Origin of the sequence: Pseudolysinimonas sp. (genome assembly GCF_044239695.1) — a bacterium.
Lineage (GTDB): Bacteria > Actinomycetota > Actinomycetes > Actinomycetales > Microbacteriaceae > Pseudolysinimonas_A.
Map to the genome: position 1 here is coordinate 1 of NZ_JBIIAW010000044.1, position 23225 is coordinate 23225.

At 70.6% G+C, this 23225-nt stretch carries 24 protein-coding genes, 1 tRNA gene and 1 pseudogene; 23 read left to right on the forward strand and 3 right to left on the reverse strand.

Translation table 11 applies throughout. The features are described 5' to 3' along the window. The 4 genes from ACILQS_RS08460 to mfd form a co-directional block, all read left to right on the forward strand. A partial coding sequence (locus ACILQS_RS08460) for a hypothetical protein (RefSeq protein ID WP_395639684.1) occupies positions 1–424 on the forward strand: 424 nt, incomplete at its 5' end. Positions 425–573: 149 nt separating this feature from the next. After that, entirely contained in the window at positions 574–1263 is a 690-nt protein-coding gene (locus tag ACILQS_RS08465; protein ID WP_395639685.1) for a 50S ribosomal protein L25/general stress protein Ctc, read from the forward strand. A 9-nt stretch (positions 1264–1272) separates the two neighbouring features. Continuing rightward, the gene (gene pth / locus ACILQS_RS08470; protein WP_395639686.1) at positions 1273–1857 is read left to right on the forward strand and encodes an aminoacyl-tRNA hydrolase; all 585 of its coding nucleotides are present in this window, start codon (positions 1273–1275) and stop codon (positions 1855–1857) included. 152 nt (positions 1858–2009) lie between these two features. Continuing rightward, a complete protein-coding gene (mfd, locus tag ACILQS_RS08475) occupies positions 2010–5537 on the forward strand; it encodes a transcription-repair coupling factor (protein ID WP_395639687.1) in 3528 nt (1175 codons plus the stop codon). A gap of 98 nt (positions 5538–5635) precedes the next feature. On the opposite strand, the gene ACILQS_RS08480 is transcribed toward mfd, so the two are convergent. Beyond that, a complete protein-coding gene (locus ACILQS_RS08480; protein WP_395639688.1) occupies positions 5636–6016 on the reverse strand; it encodes a VOC family protein in 381 nt (126 codons plus the stop codon). 29 nt (positions 6017–6045) lie between these two features. Then, positions 6046–6786: a CPBP family intramembrane glutamic endopeptidase gene (locus tag ACILQS_RS08485; protein ID WP_395639689.1), complete on the reverse strand. Its 741-nt coding sequence runs from the start codon at positions 6784–6786 to the stop codon at positions 6046–6048. A gap of 109 nt (positions 6787–6895) precedes the next feature. Here ACILQS_RS08485 and ACILQS_RS08490 point away from each other — a divergent pair, with 109 nt between their 5' ends. From ACILQS_RS08490 to ACILQS_RS08515, 6 genes are read left to right on the forward strand one after another with little or no spacing between them, the layout of a single operon-like run. Then, a complete protein-coding gene (locus tag ACILQS_RS08490; RefSeq protein WP_395639705.1) occupies positions 6896–8278 on the forward strand; it encodes an MFS transporter in 1383 nt (460 codons plus the stop codon). Between the two features lie 16 nt (positions 8279–8294). Further along, complete coding sequence (locus ACILQS_RS08495) at positions 8295–8930, forward strand: YabN family protein (protein WP_395639690.1); 636 nt, start codon at positions 8295–8297, stop codon at positions 8928–8930. Positions 8931–8946: 16 nt separating this feature from the next. Next, the gene (locus ACILQS_RS08500; RefSeq protein ID WP_395639691.1) at positions 8947–9525 is read left to right on the forward strand and encodes a hypothetical protein; all 579 of its coding nucleotides are present in this window, start codon (positions 8947–8949) and stop codon (positions 9523–9525) included. A gap of 9 nt (positions 9526–9534) precedes the next feature. Beyond that, a complete protein-coding gene (locus ACILQS_RS08505; RefSeq protein ID WP_395639692.1) occupies positions 9535–10140 on the forward strand; it encodes a gamma carbonic anhydrase family protein in 606 nt (201 codons plus the stop codon). Continuing rightward, on the forward strand, positions 10137–10676 hold the full coding sequence (locus ACILQS_RS08510; protein WP_395639693.1) for a carboxymuconolactone decarboxylase family protein: 540 nt from the start codon (positions 10137–10139) through the stop codon (positions 10674–10676). Before ACILQS_RS08505 ends, ACILQS_RS08510 begins: the two co-directional genes overlap by 4 nt. 40 nt (positions 10677–10716) lie before the next feature. After that, positions 10717–11919 (forward strand): LPXTG cell wall anchor domain-containing protein, encoded by a 1203-nt coding sequence (locus tag ACILQS_RS08515; RefSeq protein ID WP_395639694.1) that lies wholly within the window; start codon positions 10717–10719, stop codon positions 11917–11919. 3 nt (positions 11920–11922) lie between these two features. On the opposite strand, the gene ACILQS_RS08520 is transcribed toward ACILQS_RS08515, so the two are convergent. Next, on the reverse strand, positions 11923–12636 hold the full coding sequence (locus tag ACILQS_RS08520; protein WP_395639695.1) for an MBL fold metallo-hydrolase: 714 nt from the start codon (positions 12634–12636) through the stop codon (positions 11923–11925). 70 nt (positions 12637–12706) lie between these two features. Between ACILQS_RS08520 and ACILQS_RS08525 the strand changes: the two genes are divergently transcribed. The 13 genes and pseudogenes from ACILQS_RS08525 to ACILQS_RS08585 all read left to right on the forward strand — a co-directional run. Next, complete coding sequence (locus ACILQS_RS08525) at positions 12707–13279, forward strand: TetR/AcrR family transcriptional regulator (protein ID WP_395639696.1); 573 nt, start codon at positions 12707–12709, stop codon at positions 13277–13279. Positions 13280–13313: 34 nt separating this feature from the next. Continuing rightward, positions 13314–14582: a histidine--tRNA ligase gene (locus ACILQS_RS08530; protein ID WP_395639706.1), complete on the forward strand. Its 1269-nt coding sequence runs from the start codon at positions 13314–13316 to the stop codon at positions 14580–14582. 50 nt (positions 14583–14632) lie between these two features. Continuing rightward, positions 14633–15913 carry a phosphopyruvate hydratase gene (gene eno, locus ACILQS_RS08535; protein WP_395639697.1) on the forward strand — a complete coding sequence of 427 codons (1281 nt, stop codon included), beginning with the start codon at positions 14633–14635 and terminating at the stop codon, positions 15911–15913. Positions 15914–16143: 230 nt separating this feature from the next. Next, on the forward strand, positions 16144–16647 hold the full coding sequence (locus ACILQS_RS08540; RefSeq protein WP_395639698.1) for a septum formation initiator family protein: 504 nt from the start codon (positions 16144–16146) through the stop codon (positions 16645–16647). Next, positions 16644–17162 (forward strand): DUF501 domain-containing protein, encoded by a 519-nt coding sequence (locus ACILQS_RS08545; protein WP_395639707.1) that lies wholly within the window; start codon positions 16644–16646, stop codon positions 17160–17162. Before ACILQS_RS08540 ends, ACILQS_RS08545 begins: the two co-directional genes overlap by 4 nt. Then, on the forward strand, positions 17126–18385 hold the full coding sequence (locus ACILQS_RS08550; protein ID WP_395639699.1) for a S8 family serine peptidase: 1260 nt from the start codon (positions 17126–17128) through the stop codon (positions 18383–18385). Before ACILQS_RS08545 ends, ACILQS_RS08550 begins: the two co-directional genes overlap by 37 nt. 33 nt (positions 18386–18418) lie before the next feature. Further along, positions 18419–19741: an NAD(P)/FAD-dependent oxidoreductase gene (locus tag ACILQS_RS08555; protein ID WP_395639700.1), complete on the forward strand. Its 1323-nt coding sequence runs from the start codon at positions 18419–18421 to the stop codon at positions 19739–19741. A 55-nt stretch (positions 19742–19796) separates the two neighbouring features. After that, positions 19797–19985, forward strand: a pseudogene (locus ACILQS_RS08560) (hypothetical protein); the annotation flags it as partial. Positions 19986–20538: 553 nt separating this feature from the next. Next, positions 20539–21525, forward strand: coding sequence for a hypothetical protein (locus tag ACILQS_RS08565; protein ID WP_395639701.1), 987 nt, complete (start codon positions 20539–20541; stop codon positions 21523–21525). A 35-nt stretch (positions 21526–21560) separates the two neighbouring features. Continuing rightward, complete coding sequence (locus tag ACILQS_RS08570; protein WP_395639702.1) at positions 21561–22385, forward strand: hypothetical protein; 825 nt, start codon at positions 21561–21563, stop codon at positions 22383–22385. Between the two features lie 17 nt (positions 22386–22402). Further along, positions 22403–22476, forward strand: a tRNA-Leu gene (locus tag ACILQS_RS08575). A gap of 1 nt (position 22477) precedes the next feature. Then, complete coding sequence (locus ACILQS_RS08580) at positions 22478–22948, forward strand: SRPBCC domain-containing protein (RefSeq protein ID WP_395639703.1); 471 nt, start codon at positions 22478–22480, stop codon at positions 22946–22948. Positions 22949–23014: 66 nt separating this feature from the next. Beyond that, positions 23015–23225 (forward strand): TetR family transcriptional regulator (locus ACILQS_RS08585; RefSeq protein ID WP_395639704.1); only part of this gene is annotated, 211 nt, incomplete at its 3' end.

Consider the following 23225-nt stretch of genomic DNA (forward strand, 5'->3'; position numbering starts at 1 on the left):
GCGACGGCTCGCCGGGCGTTCCAGCACCACGGCCGTGTCGGTGTCGGCGACGCTGAGCACGCTCGGACTCCTCGGCACCGCGGCGGTGCTCATCCTGGCGGGCGGCACCTTCGTGCGGGAGATCCTCACGATGTTCCGCTACGACGGCACGCTCGCGACGGTCACCGTCGCGGGAGGCGTGCTCGCCGGCCTCGCCGGCATCCTCTTGCGGTGGTCCTCGATCGGCGGGATCCTCGCCGGAGCCCTGGTGCTCATCGCCGGCATCTTTCTCTTCGCCTCGCCAGCAGCCACGGTTCCGATCCCGGGCGGCTTCATCGCCAGCTACGGTCTGCTGATGGTCGCGGGTGTGACCTTCCTCGCCGCGGCGGCCGGCGGAGCGGTGCGCGGACCGTACGAGGTTTCGGAGCGCTCCGAGGCGCTGTAACATGGGCCACTGAACTTCGGCGAGGGCTCCGACACTCGGAGCCGTGATCGACGCGGTGGGGTGGCCCCAGGTCTTCCTCGCGCTTTCGTGCGTTCGAGTTGAACAGACTAATCAGATTGGGCTCACGCCCTCGATCAAGGAGTACCACCATGGCTACCGCCAAGGAGAACAAGGCCGCCAAGGCCGCCAAGGCCGACGCGGCCGGCGACAACTCGCTCACCGTCGAGGTGCGCACCGAGTTCGGCAAGGGCTTCGCCCGTCGCCTCCGCGCCGCCGGCAAGATCCCCGCCGTCATCTACGGACACGGCACCGAGCCGCGCCACGTCGCGCTCCCGGGTCACGAGACCGCGCTGATCATCCGCAAGGCCAACCAGGTGCTCGACCTGCAGATCGAGGGCACGAGCCAGCTCGCCCTCGTGAAGGACGTGCAGAAGGACCCGGTGCACCAGATCATCGAGCACCTCGACCTCATCGTCGTGCGCAAGGGCGAGAAGGTCACCGTCGACATCCCGGTGCACCTCGAGGGCGAGTCGGCCCCCGCGACGAGCGTCAACCAGGACGCCAACACGATCTCCCTCGAGGTCGAGGCGACCCACATCCCGGAGAGCGTCACCGTCAGCATCGAGGGTCTTCGCGAAGGCAGCCAGATCCTCGCGAAGGACGTCAAGCTGCCCGCCGGCGCGACCCTCATCACCGACCCCGAGGTGCTCATCGTCGGCATCACCGGCGAGACCGAGGCCGACCTGGGCGAGTCCGAGGAGACCGAGGCCGCCGAGGGCGAGGCCGCCGAAGGCGCCGCGGCCGAGGGCGACGCCCCGGCTGCCGACGCCGCGGAGTAACTCCCGCACGTGGCCGACGATCGCTGGCTCGTGGTCGGGCTCGGGAATCCCGGGCCCGGCTACGCCGGCCACCGTCACAACGTCGGCCAGATGGTCGTCGCCGAGCTGGCATCCCGGCTCGGCGGCACCTTCAAGGTGCACAAGGCGGGCGCGACCGTCGCCGAGGTGCGGGTGCGCCCGGGCGGCGACCGGATCGCGCTCGCCGTGCCTTCGACGTTCATGAACCTCTCCGGCCGCCCGGTCGCCGGACTGCTGAAGTTCTACTCGCTCGACGCCTCGCGGCTCATCGTCATCCATGACGAGCTGGATCTGCCCTACGACACCGTCCGGCTGAAGACCGGCGGCGGTCCCGGCGGTCACAACGGCGTGCGCGACATCATCGCCGTCGCGGGCCCCGACTTCGTGCGCGTGCGCGTCGGCGTCGGACGGCCCCCCGGTCGGCAGGATCCCGCCGACTTCGTGCTCTCGCCGTTCTCGAAGGTGGAGCGGGAGACGTTGCCGAACCTCATCGCCGACGCCGCGGACGCCGTCGAGCTGGTGCTCGCCGACGGGCTCCTCCCCGCGCAGCAGCGGGTGCACGCCCCGAAGGACTGACCGACACCCCTCGCGGGTCGAGTGCCGACCGCGCAGCGGTCGGTGTATCGAGGCCCACCGGCGGGTGACCCTGGTTGGGTTTCGATACACCCGCTGCGCGGGCACTCAACCCGCGGAAGCGGAGGTCGGGGGAGCGCCGTAAGCTCGAACGAGTGGGTCTGCACGCGTTGATTCCGGGGTTGGCGCACGCCCGCGCGCTCGAAACCGCTCTGCGGTTCCGTGAGAAGGATGCCGACTTCTCGATGGTCGAGGGGCTGCGGGTGCCGGTGCTCGCCACCCTGCTCAGCGCCCGCGGCGACGCGCAGGCGGTGCTCGCGGTCACCGCGACGGGCCGCGAGGTGGATGCCGTCATCGGCTCGATGCGCGCCTACCTGCCGACGGCGACGGTGCTGGATTTCCCGGCCTGGGAGACCCTGCCGCATGAGCGTCTGAGCCCGAGCGCCGAGACCGTCGGCCGACGCCTCAGCGCCCTGCGCGAGATGGGCCGCTGGGCAGCGAAGCGCGAGGGTCACCTCGTCGTCGTCACCACTGTCCGGGCCGCGCTGCAGCCCGTCGTCCCGGGGCTGGTCGATGTGGAGTCGATCGTGCTCACGAAGGGCGGCCGCGGCTACGACCTCGCCGCCCTCTCGCTGCGGCTCGCCGAACTCGCCTACGCCCGGGTCGACCTCGTCACCCGCCGCGGCGAGTTCGCGGTGCGCGGCGGCATTCTCGACGTCTTTCCGCCGGATGCCGAGCATCCCGTGCGCGCCGACTTCTTCGGCGACGAGATCGAGACGCTCAAGGCCTTCTCGGTCGCCGACCAGCGCTCCCTCGACGGCGAACTCGAGCGCGTCGATCTGCTGCCCAGCCGAGAGATGCTGCTCACCCCGGAGGTGCGCCAGCGCGCGAAGGAGATGGAGCGCGAGTTCCCGAGCCTCGAGGGGATGCTCGCGAAGATCGCCGAAGGCATCCCGGTCGAGGGGATGGAGTCGCTCGCTCCCGCCCTCGTCGGTGACCTCGTGCCGCTCACCGACCTGCTGCCCGGGGATGCCGCGGTCGCGATCCTGAGTCCGGAACGTGTCGCGACCCGGGCGCTGAGTCTCGCCGAGACGAACCGCGAGTTCCTCGACGCGGCCTGGAGCGCGGCGACGGCCGGGGCGAAGGCGCCGATCAGCCTCGACCGCGGCGACTTCTTGACGGTGAGCCAGCTCCGAGCCGCCGCCGCCCCGCGCACCTGGTGGACGTTCAGTCCCTTCGACTCCGACGCCGACGAGGTCGTGCGCGTTCCCGGCATCCCGATCCCCAGTTTCGCCGGGCAGGTCGAGGGCGCCGTCGATCACGTCGCCGCCCTCGTGCGCGACGGCTGGGAGGTCACGGTCACCGCCGCCGGCACCGGCATGGTCGAACGCGCGCGTGACGTGCTGGCCCAGGCGGGGGTCGAGCCGGCCGTCGAGCAGGCGACGATCGAGGCCGGCTTCGCGCTGCCCGACGAGAAGATCGCCGTGCTCTCCGAGGCGGAGTTCTACGGTCGCGCCGCCGCGATCGACCAGCGTGCCCGCGGCAAGCTCGCCAGTCGGCGCAAGAACGTCGTCGACCCGCTGCAGCTGAAGGCCGGCGACTTCGTCGTGCACGAGACCCACGGCATCGGCCGTTTCGTCGAACTCATCTCGCGCGAGGTCGCGTCGGGGGAGCGCACCGCCCGCGGACCGCTCGGCACGACGCACGCCAAGGTGACGCGCGAGTACCTCGTCATCGAGTACGCGCCGAGCAAGCGCGGCGGCGCGCCCGACCGCTTGAGCGTGCCGACCGACCAGCTCGACCTCCTCTCCCGCTACGTCGGCGGCGAGGCCCCGGCGCTGTCGAAGATGGGCGGTTCGGACTGGGCCGCCGCGAAGGGCAAGGCCCGCAAGGCCGTGCGCGACATCGCCGTCGAACTCGTGAAGCTCTACTCCGCGCGGATGGCGAGCCAGGGGCACGCGTTCCCGCCCGACACCCCCTGGCAGCGCGAGCTGGAGGAGGCGTTCCCGTTCGCCGAGACCCCCGATCAGCTGGTCACGATCGACGACGTGAAGGCCGACATGGAGCGGCCGATCCCGATGGACCGCCTCATCTCGGGCGACGTCGGCTACGGCAAGACCGAGATCGCCGTGCGCGCCGCGTTCAAGGCCGTGCAGGACGGCAAGCAGGTCGTGATGCTCGTGCCGACGACGCTGCTCGTGCGGCAGCACATGGAGACCTTCGCCGAACGGTTCGCCGGCTTCCCCGTGCACCTCCGCGCGCTCAGCCGGTTCCAGACCGCGAAGGAGTCGAAGGAGACGATCGAGGGTCTCGCGACGGGAGAGGTGGATGTCGTCATCGGCACCCATCGACTGCTCAGCGACGGCATCCGTTTCAAGGACCTCGGCCTGGTCATCATCGACGAGGAGCAGCGCTTCGGCGTCGAGCACAAGGATGCACTCAAGAAGCTGAAGACGAACGTCGACATCCTGGCGATGTCGGCGACCCCGATCCCGCGCACGCTCGAGATGGCGGTCACCGGCATCCGCGAGATGTCGACCCTCGCGACGCCGCCGGAGGACCGGCATCCGATCCTCACCTTCGTCGGGCCGTGGAACGAGAAGCAGGTCAGTGCCGCCATCCGGCGCGAACTGCTGCGCGAAGGTCAGGTGTTCTTCGTGCACAACCGGGTGTCGTCGATCAACCGGGTCGCGGCGCAGCTCGCCGACCTCGTGCCCGAGGCGCGCATCGCCGTCGCCCACGGGCAACTCTCCGAGAGCGTGCTCGAGCAGGTGATCGTCGACTTCTGGGAGCGCAAGTTCGACGTGCTCGTCTCGACGACGATCATCGAGACCGGCATCGACATCGCCAACGCGAACACCCTGATCATCGACGCCGCCGACAAGTACGGCCTGTCGCAACTGCACCAGATCCGCGGACGCGTGGGACGCGGCCGGGAGCGCGCCTACGCCTACTTCCTCTACTCCGACGACAAGCCGCTGGGCGAAGTCGCGCAGGACCGCCTCGAGACGATCGCCGCGAACACCGAACTCGGGTCGGGGATGCAGGTGGCGCTGAAGGACCTCGAGATCCGCGGCGCCGGCAACCTGCTCGGCGGGGAGCAGTCGGGCCACATCGCGGGGGTCGGGTTCGACCTCTACCTGCGCATGATCGGCGAGGCGGTCGCGACCTTCCGCGGCGATGTCGCCGAAGGGCAGACCGAGCTGCGGCTCGAACTGCCGGTGGATGCCCGCATCCCCGAGGAGTACCTCGAGAGCGAGCGACTGCGGCTCGAGGCGTACCAGAAGCTCTCGACGGCGGCCGCGCCCGCGTCGCCGGATGACGCCATCGACTCTGTCGCCGAGGAGCTCACCGACCGCTACGGCGACCTGCCGGATGCCGTGCAGAACCTCGTCGCGATCTCCCGGCTGCGGCGTCAGGCCATCAAGGCGGGACTGTCGGATGTCGTCGCCGTCGGCGGCAACCTGCGCATCGCCCCCGCTGAGCTGCCCGACTCCAAGCAGCTGCGCCTCAAGCGCATGTACCCGGGAGCCCGGGAGTTCGCGGCGGCGAAGGCGCTCAGCATCCCGCTGCCGCAGGGTACCGACGCCGACCTGATCGCCTGGGTCGGCGGCGTGCTCACCGCCCTCTTCGGCGAGACGCCCCAGGCCACCCCACCCGCCATCGCCCCGACCGTCGGTTGAGCAGCGCCCAACGGGCGCGTGTCGAAACCGGGCCCGCGAGGTACTTCGGCCGGTGGTTTCGACACGCCGCTTCGCGGCTGCTCAACCGGCGGTTCTCGTCAACCAGCGAGAACCGAGAGGATGTTGCCCGCAGGGTCGGTGAACCACGCGATGTCGGGCCCGTTGCCCGTGGCCTTTCCGCGCATCACGCCTTTCTCGTCCTGCGGCATCCCCGCGTAGCGCTCGAGCGTCACGCCGGCGGCCTCGAGCTCGGCGACGGCGGCGTCGATGTCGTCGACCTCGAAGTTGAGCACCGTGAAGGTCGCGGGCTCGTGGTTCTGCTTCGGGTAGAGGAAGACGTGACCGCCGCCGGGCAGCTGCACCGCGAGCCCCATCCCGGTGTCCTCGACGGAGAGGCCGAGGGTGTCGCGGTAGAAGGCGAGCGCCGCCGCATGGTCGTTCACGGAGAAGCCGCTGAAGGAACTGCCGAACGTCAACATGCCGCCAGCATTCCACCGACGACCGACGGTCAGGGCTTCGCCCAGGCTCTGCCCAGAACGATCGGGATGAGCACCATCGACCGCAGATCGATGAGCGCGTGCAGCAGGACCGGCACGACGATCGACCCGGTCACCAGGTACAGGACCACGAACACCGCGCCGAGCAGCGTCGAGAACAGGATGCCGAGCGGACCCTGGTAGAGGTGAAGCAGCCCGAACAGCAGGGTCGCCCCCAGGAAGGCGGCGACGGCGTTGCCGGTCACGGCGAACACGAGGGCGGGAAGTCCGAGCCGGAACAGCAGCTCCTCGAAGACGCCCGCGCTGACCGACAGGGCGACCCCGTAGCGCAGCTCGCCGCGAGTGCGGGGGAGGAGTGCCCGGATGTCGCCCACCGTCGGGGCTTCGTCGATCGAGTCGCGGATGAGGATCACCGGCAGGACCAGGCCGACGACGAGGATCACCGCGACGGCGATCGCGACCCCCGCTCCGTAGGGCTCGCCGAGGAACGAGCGCACGGCGGCGATCGGCGCCCATCGCTGGGCCTCGGCCAGTACGGGGGCGACGGATGCCCACGCCCCGACGATCGTCGCGAGCGAGAGGCCGCCCAGCGAGACGGCCGCCTCGATCGCCCAGCGGCGGTAGACCTTCTGCCGGGCGACGGTGGACCGCATCCGTTTGAAGCGCGCGTAGTCGCGCCGCTCGCGCATGAGCGCCCGCCAGAGGAGCACGGCGACGACGACGCCGAGAAGGGCGAGAGCAGCGGCGTCCACCGGTCCATCATCCCCCGCGGGTCAGCGCCGGCGCTCGCCGAGTGGTTGGCTAGGGCGAGTGACGACAGCCGTGGGGTTCCGCTCGGAGCGAGGACCGCTCCTCATCGCGATGATGCTCTCGACGGGCCTCGTGGCGATCGACTCGACGGTGATCGCGACCGCGGTGACGTCGATCGTCGACGACCTCGGCGGCTTCAGCCAGTTCCCCTGGCTGTTCTCGGTCTACCTGCTCGCGTCGGCGGTCACGGTGCCGGTCTACGCGAAACTCGCTGACACGATCGGGCGCAAGCCGATCATGCTCTGGGGGATCGCCCTGTTCCTGCTCGGGTCGATCCTCGCCGGGTTCGCCTGGGACATGCCGAGCCTCATCGCCTTCCGCGCCGTGCAGGGCATCGGTGCCGGCGCGGTGCTGCCGATGGCGATCACGATGGTCGGCGACATCTACACGCTCGAGGAACGGGCCCGGGTGCAGGGCTACATGGCGAGCGTGTGGGCGATCGCCGCGGTCGTCGGCCCGACCCTCGGCGGCGTCTTCGCCCAGTTCGACGCCTGGCGCGGCATCTTCTTCGTCAACATCCCGCTGTGCCTGCTCGCCGGCTGGATGATCTGGTCGCGGTTCACCGAGAGAGTCGAGCGGCAGCGACATCGGATCGACTACGCCGGCGCCGTGCTGCTCACGGCGTCGATGACGTTGCTCATCCTCGGAGTGCTCCAGGGCGGCACCGGCTGGGCGTGGGACTCGATCGCGAGCCTTTCGGTGTTCGGCGTCGGCGGGGTCTTGCTCGTGGCTTTCATCCTCGGCGAGCGGCGCGCGGCCGAGCCGATTCTGCCGTTCTGGGTGCTGTCTCGCCGGCTGCTGTCGACGACGAACGTGCTCGGCTTCGCCCTGGGCGCCGCCCTCATCGGTCTCACCGAGTTCGTTCCGACCTTCCTGACCGTGACGACGGGCACACCGCCGCTGATCGCGGGCCTCGCCCTCGGAGCCCTGACGATCGGCTGGCCGGTCGCGGCGACCTTCGCGGGCCGGCTGTACCTGCGCGTCGGATTCCGTCCGACGACGATCCTCGGCGGGGTCATCCTCGTGCTGAGCATCTCCGCCCTCGCGCTGTCGACTCTCGCGCCGTCGGTCTGGCTGGTCGCCGTGATCTGCTTCGTGATCGGCACGGGATTCGGGTTCTCGGCGATCTCGAGTCTCGTCGCGGCACAGTCCAGCGTCGGCTGGGACGAGCGCGGTGTCGTGACGGGGACGCAGATGTTCTTCCGCTCGATCGGCCAGTCGCTCGGGGCGGCGGTGCTCGGCGCGATCGCCAACGGGGTCATCCTCAGCCTCGGAGGTGACGAGACGGATGCCGGCACGATGTCGGCCGCGGCGGGAGCGGTCTTCGTGGCGACTGCCGTCGTCGCGATCGTGCTGCTGCTCTCGGCGATCGCGATGCCGCGTATGCCGCGTCCACGCGCCGACGCGGTCACCGCCGAAACCGACCCGGCGTAGCGGGCAGGATGAGGGGATGACGGCAGCCCCGCATCCCCGCCTCGACGAACTGATCGCGACGATGGAACGCCTGCGCGCGCCGGGCGGCTGCGCCTGGGACCGCGACCAGACCCACGCGAGCCTCGTGCAGTACCTCGTCGAGGAGAGCGCCGAACTGGTCGAGGCGATCGAGGCCGGCGACGACACCGAGATGGTGGAGGAACTCGGCGACGTGCTCTACCAGGTGCTGTTCCACGCCGACATCGCCGCCGAGGAGGGACGGTTCACCCTCGAGGACGTCGCCGCGCACATGACGCAGAAGATGGTGGGGCGGCATCCGCATGTCTTCGGGGACGTGGTCGCCGACACCCCGGATGCCGTCGTCGCCAACTGGGAAGCGATCAAGGCCGTCGAGAAATCGCACCGCACGAGCGTGCTCGACGGGATCCCCGCCGGGATGCCCGGCCTCGCGCTCGCCGACAAGGTGCTCGGTCGCGCGGCCAAGGTCGGGGTCGTCGTCGAGGCCGCGCGCGTCCCCACGACCGAAGAGGAGCTCGGAGCGCAGTTGCTCGCCCTCGTCGCGGGATCGCGCGCGCAGGGGCTGGATGCCGAACGCGCCCTGCGCGGAGCACTCCGCCAGGTGAGAGAACGGGTCACGGCCGCGGAGGCGTGACGCCATACTGAATCCGATGTCCCAGATCCCCGCACCCCTCCTCAGCCGCCGTGTCGGCGTGATCGTCGTCGTGGTGTCGGTGCTCGCCGCCGCCGCGCTCGCCACGGTCCCGCGCCTCGGCGACGAACTGGCGATCGGGGCGATCGTCCTCGTCGCGGTGCAGCAGGCGTTCCTGGCCCTCGCCATCCTTCTGATCGGCCGCACCGGTCTCGCCGGGCGTCACACCGCGTTCCCGGTGCTCGTGACCTTCGGCAGCGCGGCGGTGCTCCTTCTCGACGCCCTCCTCGAGATCATCGCGGTCGTCGTCGTCAGCGTCGTCCCCGTTCCGCCGGTCGCGGTCATTCCGCCGGTCGCCTGTCTTCTCGCCGCGGTCACCGGAGCGCTGCTCGTGCTGTTCGGGGTCGTCGTGTTGCGCGCCGCGATCGTGCGGCGAGCGGTGGGTGTGCTCGTCGTCGTCGCCGGGATCGCGGTGCTCGCGGCCATCGCCGCCTTCATCCTCGACCCGATCCTGGTCGGCGGAGTCGCGCCCGCGGTCGCCGTGCTGCTGTCCGGGGGAATCGGTCTGGCTCTGTTCACGCCGCGCACGCTCCCGTAGCGTCCCAGCATGCTCGTCGAACATCTCGGGGTCGCCCCGAAGGTCCATCCCGACGCCGTCGTCGCCCCGGGAGCCGTCGTGAGCGGCGACGTGACGATCGGTGCCGACTGCCAGGTGCTGCACGGCGCGGTGATCAGCGCCGAGGGCGGCCCGATCGTGCTCGGTGAGCACGTCATCGTCATGGAGAACGCCGTGCTGCGGGCCAGTTCGTCCGACCCGCTGAAGATCGGCGACCACTGCCTCGTCGGACCCCTCGCGTCGATCTCGGGGGCGCGCATCGGTGACGAGGTCTTCATCGCGACCGGCGCGCGGGTCTTCAACGGGGCCGTCATCGGCGACCGCAGCGAGGTGCGCATCAACGCCGTCGTGCACCTGCGCACGGTGCTGCCCCCGGAGTCGACGGTGCCGATCGCCTGGGTGGCGGTCGGGGATCCGGCCGAGATGTTCCCGCCCGACCGGCACGACGAGATCTGGGCGCGACAGTCGCAGCTCGACTTCCCCGGCTACGTGTTCGGGCTGGACCGCACGACGCCCGACCTGATGGTGCAACTCACCGAACGCTACGCGCGCCATCTCTCGCGGCACGCCGACGACCGCCCGCTCGACCCCTCGTGACCGCGCCGGCGTTCCTCGCCCCGCCGCGTCGCATCCCGACGCTGCTGCGCTTCGGCCTCTGGGTGTCGCGTCGCGTCACCGGCGAGGACGTCCTCGTCGCCCGACTGCTGACCTGGTATCCGAAGGCCGCGATCGGGGCCGGCGTGATGGAGTCGCTCGTGGCTGACGAGGTCGGTCGCATGGACCGGCGGATGCTGAAGATCGTGCGGATGACGGTGTCGTCGGCCGTGGAGTGCCCGTTCTGCATCGGGTTCAACGGCCGCGACTGGGAGCAGTACCTCACCGAGGACGAACTCGCCGTCGTGCAGGGCCGGCGCGACGCCTCCGAGGTCGCGACTCTCGACGAGGCGGAGCGGTTCGCGATCTCCTACGCGCGCCTGCTCGTCGCGACCCCGCTCGACATCCCGCGCGAGACCGGGGAGCGCCTGCGCGACCACTTCACCGAGCGCGAGATCGTCGTGCTGGTGACGACCGTCGCGCAGGTCGACTACTGGGCGCGCGTCGTGCAAGGACTCGGCTGCCCGCCCCACGGGTGATTGAGTATCACGATTGCATTGCCATCGTTATACTCGGACGGTGCCGACCCCCCGCAGCCGCCGCCCGTTCGTGCGCGCCCTCACGGCTGCTGTCGCGGTCGGCGCCCTCGTGTTCGGCTCGGCGCTTCCCGCCCACGCCGCACCGGTCGTCTCGGAGGTGGCCGGCGGCGAACTGGTCGCGTCCCTGACCGAGTACGGCGGGCTGCTCTACCTCGGCTCCGAGAACGGGCTCCAGAGCTTCGACGGCACGACGTTCACCACGATTCCCGGAGCCCCCGAGAGCCCGCGCGACTTCGTCGAATACCTCGGCGACCTGTGGATGGTCGGCGGTCCGGTCACGAATGCGGACGCCGCGGAGTTGTGGCGGTTCGACGGCACCACGCTCAGTCAGTACACGGCGGACGGCCGCGACCCGGTGGTCGTCGGCGGCACGCTCTACTTCCTCTCCGGCGCGGTCGGCTCCGAACTCCTCACCCGCACGGACGGCACGACGACGGTCGTCGAAGCGGGTCCGCCGACCGACGTGAAGGAGATCGCGCTCGCCCCGACCGGCGACGTCGCGCTGACGGTGGGAACGGCACGCGTGCTGTGGACCTTCGACGGCACCGCCTTCACACAGGTGGTGCAAGCCGGCGCACCGGTCAACGTCGACGGGTTGCGCACCCTGAGCGGGGTGCTCGCCTTCGATGGGCAGGCGACGGCGGGCGACGACGACACCGCCTACACCTGGGACGGCACCGCGTTCAGCCAGCTCGGCACCGCCGACCTCGTCGGCTGCTTCGTCGAAGACGCCGGGACGCTGTACTACGTCGGCAACGACGGCTCCAGTCGGATGTTCTCGGCGACCGTCTCGGTGGCGGCGAGCGAGGCTCCGGTGACGCCGACGATCCCCTCGGGCTGTCCGCAGTTCGTCGCGAGCGACGGCACCTTATACCTCCGGGCGCAGGGCACCGGCGGAAACCCGACACTGCACACCTGGGACGGCACCACACTGACCGAGCTCGACTCGGTCGGCGATTTCCCGACCGGCCTGGTCGAGTACGGCGGCAAGATCTACTTCAGCGCGCAGGCCACCACCGAGACGCCGTCACTGTTCGTGCTCGAGGATGTCACCTCGACGCCGACCGCCCCGACTCTGCCCGCGACGGGCGCCCAGGTCTCGTGGTGGCTCCTCGCGGTCGCCGCCGTGCTGCTGGCGGGCGGGGCCGGCATCCTCGTCGTGCGGGGACGCCGCCGCGCCTGACTCTCAGCGCGCCGCGTCGGTGACCCGGCGTCGGAGCTCGGCGACGCCGCCGGTCCACGGGGCCCCGTGCCCGGGCAGCACCCATGCCGCCTCGATGCCGTCGAGGGCGTCGAGCGAGCGCAGCGCCTGCTCCCGGTCGTCGGTGAACGGTGCCGGCTGCGGACCGGAGACGCCGGTCAGAACGCTGCGTGTGGTCAGCCCGTCGCCCACGAAGAGCGCGCCGACCTCCGGGACGTACACCGCGATGCTTCCCGGCGAGTGGCCGGGAAGGGCGACGACGTGAGGCGACCCGGGAAGGTCGAGGATGTCGCCACCCCGCACCCGGACGACCTCGGTGAGGTGACGGGCGCGCAACCCGCCGCGGCGAAGCGCGTACCAGGCGAAGCCGAGCACCGGCCCGAGTCGGCGCGGGTCGGCGGGCGTCGCCGGCGGCTTGGCTCCGGTCGCCCGGTCGGCGTCGGCCTCGTGCACGTACACGGGCACCCCGTGATCGCGGCGGAGTCGTTCGGCGAACCCGATGTGGTCGGAGTCGCCGTGCGTCAGCACCACCCCGCGCACGTCGGCGAGGTCGCGCCCGAGGCTCGCGAGCTCTTGGCGGAATTCACGCCAGTGGCCCGGAAGGCCGGCGTCGATGAGGGTGATGCCGTCGTCGGTGACGACGAGGTGGAGGGCGACGATGTCGTTACCGATGCGGTGAAGTCCCGGAGCGAGTTCCATGATGGCTACGATACGTAGCCATCATGGCTACTGTCAATAGCTATACTGGAGCGCAGCCGAAGGAGCCAGGATGCCGACCCCCGACCGTACGTCGCTCGACGAGATCGTCGACGCCGCCCGTGACCTCCTCGAAGCCGACGGTGCCGAGGGCCTCTCGATGCGCTCCGTCGCCGACCGCGTCGGCGTGCGTGCTCCGTCCCTCTACAAGCGGGTCCGCAGCCGCGACGACCTCCTGCGGCTGGTGGCGGAATCCACGGTCGCCGAGCTCGCCGAGCGGCTCGACGCCGTCGCGACCGCGAGTGCCGGGGGAGACCCGGTGCTCCGCCTCGCCGACCTCGCCCGCACGCTCCGCCGGTTCGCGCACGAGCGGCCGGCCGGCTACCGCTTGATCTTCGCCCCGCCCTCGGGCGTGGCCCTCGCGCCGGAGAGCCTCGCGCGCGCGACGGCCGCGCTCTTCGCGCTGACCGCCGAGCTCGCGGGACCCGACGATGCGCTCGAGGCTGCCCGCACGGTCACCGCCTGGGCCACCGGTTTCATCGCGATGGAACTCGCCGGCTCCTTCCAGCTCGGCGGTGACGTGGAGCGCGCGTTCGAGTTCGGTGTCTCGCGGATCGGGAAGGCCCTCGCCCGGCTGGCAGACTGATCACGTGGCACAGCAGGTCAACCCCCCGCGCGGCATGCGCGACTTCCTCCCCGCCGAGAAGGCCCGGCGCGAGGCGATCCTCGCGGTCATCCGCGGGGTCTACCGCCGCCACGGCTTCGACGAGATCGAGACCCCGGTCGCCGAGGACTCCGAGCGCCTGCACGCCGGTCTCGGCGGCGACAACGAGAAGCTCGCGTTCGGCATCCTCAAGCGCGGTCTCACGCACGACGACCTCCAGGCCGCGCGGGAGCCGCTCGACCTCGCCGACCTCGGCCTGCGCTTCGACCTCACGGTGCCGCTCGCGCGCTTCTACGCGTCGCACCGCGCCGAGCTGCCGAGCGTCTTCCGCAGCATCCAGATCGCGCCCGTGTGGCGGGCCGAGCGTCCGCAAAAGGGCCGCTACCGGCAGTTCGTGCAGTGCGACATCGACGTGCTCGGCGAGCCCGGGCCGCGCGCCGAAGCCGAGCTGCTCGTCGCGACGCTGGCGACGGTGGATGCCCTCGGCCTCGAGGGCGCGTTCGTGCGGGTGAACGACCGCCGTCTGCTGACCGGGATGCTCGCCACCCTCGGATTCGCCGAGACCGAGTACGACGGCGCGCTCATCACGATCGACAAGCTCGACAAGATCCAGCACGACGGGGTGCTCGCCGAGCTGCGCGAGCGCGGCTTCACACCGTCGGCGGTCGACGCGCTCGAGGCGTTCTTCCGGCGCCCGCAGACCAGGGAGTTCCTGCCGTTCGGCGAGGCCGCGATCCGCAAGGCCCTCCCCGACGACCCGCACCCCGAGGCGGTCGCCGGACTCGTCGCGATCGGCGAGGCCGTCGCGGCGGCGCGCGGTTCGGCCGCGGGGGAGGGGCTGCTCCAGTTCGACCCGTTCCTCGTGCGAGGCATGGGCTACTACACCGGCCCGATCTTCGAGCTCGCCCACCCGTCGGTGCCGTACTCGCTCGGCGGCGGCGGCCGTTACGACGGCATGATCGGCCGCTTCCTCGGCACCGATGTCCCCGCCACGGGGTTCTCGCTCGGCTTCGAGCGGCTCGTCGACCTCGTCGAGCTCCCGGCCGACGCGGGAACGGATGCCGTCGCCCTCCTCCACGACTCCGACATCCCGCTCGCGGAGCTGCTGACCCTGAAGAGCGAGCTGATCGCCGGCGGGTCTCGGGTGCGGCTCGTCGTGAAGCCGAAGAACGTGAAACCGACGCTGGATGCCCTCGCGGTCGAGGGGTTCACCCGTTTCGCGTTCGTCTCCGCGGGCGCCGCGCTGGCATCCCTCGAACTCCGGCCGTTGTCCAGCGAGTCCTAAGATCGACCCGGGCACGCCACCAGCCCCACACCCCACACGTTAGGAATGACATGTCCGCCATTGAAGCCGTCGGAGCCCGCGAGATCCTCGACTCCCGGGGAAACCCCACCGTCGAGGTCGAGGTGCTCCTCGAAGACGGAACCGTGGCCCGTGCGGCCGTCCCCTCGGGTGCCTCGACCGGCGCCTTCGAGGCCTACGAACTGCGCGACGGCGACGCGAACCGCTACGGCGGCAAGGGCGTGCTCAAGGCCGTCGAAGGCGTGCTCGACGTGCTCGGCCCGGCGATCGAAGGTTTCGACGCCCCCGATCAGCGCCTCATCGACGCCGAGCTGATCGCCGCCGACGGCACCGACAACAAGTCGAAGGTCGGCGCCAACGCGATCCTCGGGGTCTCGCTCGCCGTGGCCAAGGCCGCCGCCGACTCGGCCGACCTGCCGCTCTTCCGCTACCTCGGCGGACCCAACGCGCACACCCTCCCGGTGCCGTTGATGAACATCATCAACGGTGGCGCGCACGCCGACACCGCCCTCGACATCCAGGAGTTCATGGTGCTCCCGGTCGGCGCCGACACGTTCGCCGACGCCCTGCGCTGGGGCTCGGAGGTCTACCACGCGCTCAAGTCGGGCCTGAAGAAGAAGGGCCAGTCGACCGGCCTCGGCGACGAAGGCGGCTTCGCCCCCGACCTGCCCGGGGCCCGCGCCGCGCTCGACTTCATCCTCGAGGCGATCAGCACCGCCGGCTTCACGGCCGGCACGGACTTCCTGCTCGGCCTCGACGTCGCCGCCACCGAGTTCTTCGCCGACGGCGTGTACTCGTTCGAGAACCAGAAGCTCTCCGGCGAGCAGCTCACGGAGTTCTGGGCCGGGCTCGTCGCCGACTACCCGCTCGCCTCGATCGAGGACCCGCTGGCCGAAGACGACTGGGAGGGCTACGTGCACCTCACGCAGGCCCTCGGCGACAAGGTGCAGATCGTCGGCGACGACCTCTTCGTCACCAACCCGGTGCGCCTGCAGAAGGGCCTCGACCTCGGGGCGGCGAACTCGATCCTGGTGAAGGTCAACCAGATCGGCACGCTCACCGAGACCCTGGATGCCGTCGCCCTCGCGCAGCGCGCCGGGTACACCGCCATCCTGTCCCACCGTTCCGGCGAGACCGAGGACACCACGATCGCCGACCTCGCGGTCGCCGTCGACGGCGGGCAGATCAAGACCGGCGCCCCGGCCCGCAGCGACCGTGTCGCGAAGTACAACCAGCTGCTCCGCATCGAGGAGGAGCTCGGCGACGCCGCCGTCTACGCCGGCCGCTCGGCCTTCCCCCGCGCCAAGGCGTAGCGGCAGCGCATCCTTTCGTCACCCCCGTCCGGTTCGCCGGGCGGGGGTTTCCGCGTCTCGTCGTTCTCGTCGACGTTCGTCGATGTGCGCCGTTCAGGAAGAACCGGCTCAATCGCGCGGCGGCGGTCGCGAGCGGCTCGCTTTTCCTGAACGGCGCACATCGCCGGCGGTTCGCCCGGCCGCGGCGTGCTGGGGAGCGGGTCGGGATGCCGTCCGCCTACCCTGGAGGCATGGCCCGGGCATCTCGACCGCTGCGTGAACGCGCGCGCGAGACCGACGTGGCCGAGGAGCCGCGCGCGGCCGCCTGGCTGCGCAACTTCCGGCTCTCGGGGTTCGCGTTGTCAATGCTCCTGCTCGTCGTGGCGGCGCTCGTCGTGCTCGCGCCGAGCTTGAAGACCTTCGTCGAGCAGCAGCAGCAGATCGCCCAGCTGCGGGCGGAGGTCGAGGCCGCGCAGACCGACGTCGACGACCTCAACGCCGAGATCGACCGCTGGAGCGACCCGGCGTACATCGAGGCGCAGGCCCGTGACCGGCTGTACTACGTCTACCCGGGCGACATCACCTTCCTCGTGATCGGCGACGACGACCTCCCCGGCGAGGGCGGGCTGCCGATCAGCGACGAGATCCAGACCACCCAGGTCGACTGGGTGCGCGCGCTGCTGTCCACCGTCTACGAGGCGGGGCTGACGGATGCCGCGCCTGCGCAGCTCGAGAGCCCCGAGCAGGGCGGCTGATGCGTCCGCCGTTCCCCGCGCCCACGGCATCCGAGATCGCCGTCGTCTCCGCGCAGCTGGGTCGCCCCGCGCGCGGGGTGATCGGCATTGCCGCGCGCTGCGTGTGCGGCAACCCGACGGTCGTCGCGACCTCCCCGCGGCTGCCCGACGGCACGCCGTTCCCGACGCTCTACTACCTGTCCCACCCGGCCGCGACGGCCGCGATCTCGACGCTCGAAGCGACCGGGGTGATGGCGGAACTGCAGGCGACCCTCGGCGAGCCCGACGTCGCCGACGCCTACCGGGCCGCCCACGCGAGCTACCTCGCCGACCGGGATGCGATCGACGCCGTGGACGAGATCGCCGGGTTCTCCGCGGGCGGGATGCCCGACCGGGTCAAGTGCCTCCATGCGCTCGCCGGGCACGCTCTCGCGGCGGGCCCAGGGCTCAACCCGATCGGCGATCGCGCACTCGAGCTGTGCAGCTGGTCGCCTGAGCGATGCGAATGCGCGGAGCCGGGCGCCGCGCTCGACTGACCCGGGGGCTCGCGCTCCTGGTGATCGTCGTCGCCGCGCTCGCCGGCACTCCGGCGCACGCCGCGTCGCGCGACGCCATCCGCGATCGGGAGTACTGGCTCGACGACTACGGCATCCGGTCGGCCTGGTCGGTCACGCGCGGTGCCGGCGTCACGATCGCGATCATCGACACCGGGGTCGCCGGCGGGATCACCGAGCTGCGGGGTGCCGTCATCGGGGGAGCGGACTTCTCCGGCCTCGGCGCATCCGACGGTCAGACCCCCGTCGGCGAGGACGGCCAGCACGGCACCCTCGTCGCCTCCCTCGCCGCGGGCCGGGGGACCGGGTCGAACTCGGGCGTGATCGGCGCGGCGCCCGAGGCCTCGATCCTCGCGATCTCGGTGGGCTTCGGGCAGGGCGCCGTCGACTCCGACGCGCAGATCGCCGCCGCCGTCACCTGGGCGGTCGACAACGGTGCCGACGTCATCAACATGTCGCTGACGCGCAACACCCTGGATTGGCCGGAGAGCTGGGACGAGGCGTTCCTGCACGCCGCCGAGAACGACGTCGTGATCGTCGCCGCGGCGGGCAACCGGGGCAGCGGCACGGTCGAAGTCGGAGCACCGGCGACGATGCCCGGGGTGCTGACCGTCGGCGGCGTCGACGAGAACGGCGCCGCCTCCTGGGATGCTTCGGCGCAGGGCATCACGATCGGCGTGGCCGCACCGAGCGAGCGGCTCGTCGGCGTGACCCCGACCGGACGCGACGTCACCTGGGCGGGGACGAGCGGGGCGACCCCGATCGTCGCCGGGATCGTGGCGCTCGTGCGGGCCGCGCATCCCGATCTCGACGCCGCGAACGTGATCAACCGCGTCGTCGCCACCGCGCGGGACGCCGGACCGCCCGGCGCCGACTTCACCTACGGCTACGGCTACGTGGATGCCGCCGCGGCGGTGTCCACGGAGGTGCCGGCGGTCGAGGCGAACCCGATGGGGGACCTCGCCGAGTGGGTGCGCATCAACCGCCGTGCCGACGCGACACCGGTCCCTGCGGAGATCGTCGTCCCCACGCCGGAGGCGCGCCGCGAGTCCCGGGCGAGCGACCCGACAGGCACCCTCCTGCCGAGCGTCGTGACCCTGCAGCTGGTCGGCATCCCGGTGCTCGTCCTGCTGCTCTTCGCGGTCGGCGGCGCCACGCTCGCCGTCGGGGCCGTGCGGCGATTCCGACCTCCGCGTTCGCGGTAGATTGGTCGTATTCCAGCGAGGAGTCCTATCATCGTGCGCAAGATCCTGATCGTCGGCGGCGGCTACGCCGGCTTCTACACGGCCAAGAAGCTGCAGAAGCACCTGGCCCGTAACGAGGCCCAGGTCACCATCGTCGACCCGCTGCCGTACATGACGTACCAGCCGTTCCTGCCCGAGATCGCGGCCGGAAACATCGACCCGCGCCACGCCCTCGTCTCGCACCGTCGTCACCTGAAGAAGACCACCGTGATCACCGCGAAGGTCAGCAACGTCGACCACGCGAACAAGAAGGTCACGATCACGCCCGCCCTGGGCGAGCCGTGGGAAGTCGAGTACGACACCCTCGTGATGACCGCCGGCGCCGTGACGCGCACGTTCCCGATCCCGGGCGTCGCCGACCAGGCCATCGGCCTCAAGAACATCGAAGAGGCGATGGCGATCCGCGACCGGGTCGCCGACGCCTTCGCCAAGGCCTCCAACCTCCCGCCCGGACCGCAGCGCGACCGGCTCCTCACCTTCGTCGTCGTCGGCGGCGGTTTCGCCGGCATCGAGCTGTTCGGCGAGGTGCGGTCGTTCGCGAGCGCCCTGCTGCGTCAGTACCCGAACCTCACGATCGACGACACCCACTTCCACCTCATCGAGGCGATGGGTCGCATCATGCCCGAGGTGTCGCACAAGACGAGCCTCTGGGTGATCAAGAACCTCGAGCAGCGCGCCGCGAAGGTGCACCTCGACACCCAGCTGGCCAGCGCCGTCGACGGGATCATCGAGCTCTCCACCGGCGAGACGTTCGAGTCGGACACCATCATGTGGACCGCCGGCGTCATGGCGAACCCGGTCGTGCGCAACACCGACCTCCCGCTCGAGGAGCGCGGTCGTATCCGCGTGCAGGCCGACCTCCGCGTCATCGACGACACCGGCATCGTCCCCGACGCCTGGGCCTGCGGTGACGTCGCGGCGGTTCCCGACCTCGTCCCGAACCAGGGCGTCGGCGGGTTCACCGTGCCGAACGCCCAGCACGCCGTGCGCCAGGGCAAGCTGCTCGCGAAGAACCTCGTCGCCGACATCCGCGGCGAGAAGCCGGCCGAGTACCGGCACAAGAACCAGGGTGCCGTCGCTGGCATCGGGCTCTACTACGGCGTCTTCCAGAACGGCCCGATCGCGTTCAAGGGCTTCATCGCCTGGGTGATGCACCGCGGCTACCACGGCCTGGCGATGCCGATGTGGGAGCGCAAGGTGCGCATCTTCGGCAACTACGTCATCAACTTCCTGACGCGTCGCGACACCGTCGGCATCCCGGCCCGCGACACTCCGCGCGCCGGTTTCGCCGAGTTCGCCGCCCGCCCGAAGGTCTGACGCCCTCACCGGGGAGTTGCCGAGGCGCGGTGTCGACCTCAGTAAACTTCCGGCGATGACGACTCCCGAGCCGGGTACCCCGGCAGTGAAACCGCGCGGCCGCAGCATCCTCGTGGGGCTCCTCGCGGTGCTGGCGTTGCTGGTACCCGCCGGCATCGGAATCGCGGTCGGGGTCACGATCCTCGGAGCGGAGACCAGCGTCGAGGCGCAGCCGTCCCCGCCGGCATCCAGTGCCCCCTCCGACGTGCCGACCGCGGAACCGGACCCCGCGCCGGTGGTCGTCCCGATCGACTTCTCGAGCCCGTCCGGCAACTTGAGGTGTCACATCGACGGCGGCGCGGCGTATTGCCACCAGGGCGGCATCCGCTACGCCGAGCCCGCGGAGGACTGTGCGGCTGAAGGCGTCGCCATCGGGGTCACCGCGGAGAAGACGTACTGGCCGTGCCTCGCGGCGCGCCCCGCCCTGACCGCGAGCGTTCCCTACGACGTCCCGGTCGTGAACGGCGAGTTCACCTGCGTCATCAATCTCGCCGCCGGGGTTCGATGCACGAACGCGGCCGGCGGCGGATTCACGATGGAATACACGGCCGGAGTCGCGACCTTCTGATCCCCGATCGTGGTCCACGGGTACCGTCCGCGGCGGCCTCGCAGAACTGCTAATTTTCGGGGAGTCATATGCTCTCGGGGTTCCACGCGAGCAGAGTGATGCGCGCAGCCCGACCCGAGATCTCAGGAGTTCCGTGCCCGTCGACGGTCCCGCACAGCTTCCCGCCCCCGAATCGCCCCAGCGTGTCACGTTGGCCCATCGCCTCGATGCCGCCTGGCGTCGCGCGAGCGGTCCGCAGCGAATGGTTGCGGCCGCGGCGACGATCGGCACCCTCATCGGGATCGCCTCGATCGTGATCCCGCTGGTGTTCGTCGCGACGACGCGCACCACGTCGGTCGACTCGGTGCAGATCGACACCCAGCAAGCGAGTGGAGAAGGGGCCGGTCTGGGCGCCTCGGGCTCCGCACTCGAAGTGGTCGATCCGGGGCTCGCCCCCAAGGCTCTCGGCGCCGGCGTCGACGATTCCCGGGTCGACGGGTTCGAGGAATTCGTCATCTCGGTCGATGCCCCGTGGGCGGAACTCTGGGCGATGATCGATCCGAACTTCCCGGGATGTGTGACCCCTGATCAGATGGAATGGTTGCGGACTCACGGAACGGTGATCCCGCCTCACGACCTCACGATGCAGATCTCGAACACGGCGAGCTCGGGTTCCGAGGTCACGGTACGAGATATCCGAGCCCAGGGTTCGCTCACGCCGCCGCCGGGCGACACCGTCGCCGTGTCGTGGTACACCTGCTCCGGTGCCGGCGTCGACGGCATCTACGCGCACATGACCGTCGGCGTCGATCCGGTCGCGCTCTATGACGCCTGCTACGCACAGTACGAGGACAGCTGCTACTTCTCGTCGGGTGTGGCTCCGACGCCGGGAGATCCGGTCGTGTTCGGCATCCGTCCGGGCGAGACGCGCACGTTGAATCTCTCCTACGACCAGACCGTCGACTTCGTCGGCCGATTCGTCGCGACGGTCGAAGTCGACGGAGAGATCGCGACCATCGACCTGTCGCCGGGGGCCGCCGATATCGTCGCGCCGATGGTGACTCGTCCCCAGCAGCATCTCAGGGTGTCGTCGGCGCTGGACGGGATGGCCTGTACCGAGAACCGCGACGACCCGGCTGTCTGGCTCGAGGGCTGCACCCTCGAGCGCTGGCTCGAGATTCTCGAAACAGGTCGATGAACGCGCGCCGAACGACGTCTGCACCGAAGACCGTCATGCCGAAGACCGTCACGCCGAAGACGTCGTCGCCCATTGCACCGGAGCCGGCAGCGAAGAAGCCGTGGTGGCGTCACACCTGGGCTGTGGTGTCGGCCGCGGTCGGGGTCATCGGTGCGATCACCGGAGTTATCTCGATCGTGCCGTTCGTCTTTCGGGATGCGACGACACTCGACTCCCTGGTCGTCTCGGTGGAGTCGGTCGAGTCCGACTTCGCGCCGACGTTCGCAGTGCCGCTCACCGCCGCCTGGGCGCAGTTCCCGGTCTCGGCGTCGGCCTGCGACGCCGCGCAGCTGGCGTGGCTCGACTCGAACGGCACCGTGCTCGAGGAACGGTTCCTGGTCTCCGTCGCGAACTCCGCGAAGGAGGGCGCGATGATGAGTCTGAAGGACTTCCGCGGCGACGGCGAGGTCGTGCCCGCGCCTCCCGAGACCGTGGCGGTGACGTGCGACCAGACCGGGGGCGGAACCTCGAACCTCCGAGCGGCGAGCCTCGACCCGGCAAGCGGCCGGACCGCCGTCTACGTGCAGCCCGACCCCACCCTCCCCGACAACCCGCTGGTCTTCAATCTCGCTCCCGGCGAGAACGGGCAGTTCGCGATCACCCTCCGCAGTTCGGCCGACTTCCGCGGCTCGATCGTCTTCGTGGAAGCGCTCGGCACCGAGCTGCGTGAGGTGACTCTTCCGATCGGCGACGTCGACCTTCCCGGCACGGCGCCCATCCGGTTCACGGTCGAAGGCGGATCGCTGAGCTGCGTCGCGGTCGAGAACTGCACCCCGAGCGATGTGCTCGCGCAATTGCGGATCGCGGCCGGCCTCACCTGACTACCCTCGGAAGCCAGGCCCTCGTAGCCCAATTGGCAGAGGCAGGCGACTTAAAATCGCCTCAGTCTGGGTTCGAACCCCAGCGAGGGCACGTGACTCGGCACGACTCCTTCACCCTGACGCGCCGTTTCGATGCGCCCCCCGCCGAGCTGTTCGCTCTGTTCGCTGATGAGACCCGCTGGCAACGCTGGTTCCGCATGCCCGGCTCGGGCGCGACCTACGCGCACCACTTCCGTGTCGGCGGTGGGGGCGCCGCGACCGCCGAGTTCCGCATGCCCGACGGCCGGGTCGAGCGCCTGGAGAACGTCGCGAGCTACCTCGTCATCGAGACCGACCGACGCGTGGTCTACGCCTACGTCGCGATCATCGACGACATCCCGCGCATCTCCTCGCTCGTGACCGTCGAGTTCGCTGAGGATGCCGGCGGCACGCGGCTCTCGTGGACGGAGCAGGTCGCCGTGCTCCAGCCGAGCGACGAGAACGGCGACCAGGATGTCGCGCATCTCCGCGGTGCGATCCCGTTGCGGTTCAACGCGATGACAGCGGCTCTCGCGTCGGGTTGACCTGCGGATGCCTGTCTGGGACGCTTGACCCACTTTTCCGGATCGGGCGTCGAAGGGGGTGTGGCCATGCCGCGCATCGCCGCGACCGAGCGCCGCGCCGCGTTGGCGCAGGCCGCCCTCGCCGTGATCGCCCGCGACGGAGTGCACGCCGCGACCACCCGGGCGATCGTCGCCGAAGCCGGGATGTCGTTGGCCTCCTTCCACTACGCGGTCGCCTCCCGCGACGATCTGCTGCGCGACGTCGTCGAGCTCGTGGTCGGCAGTCAGGATGCCGCGG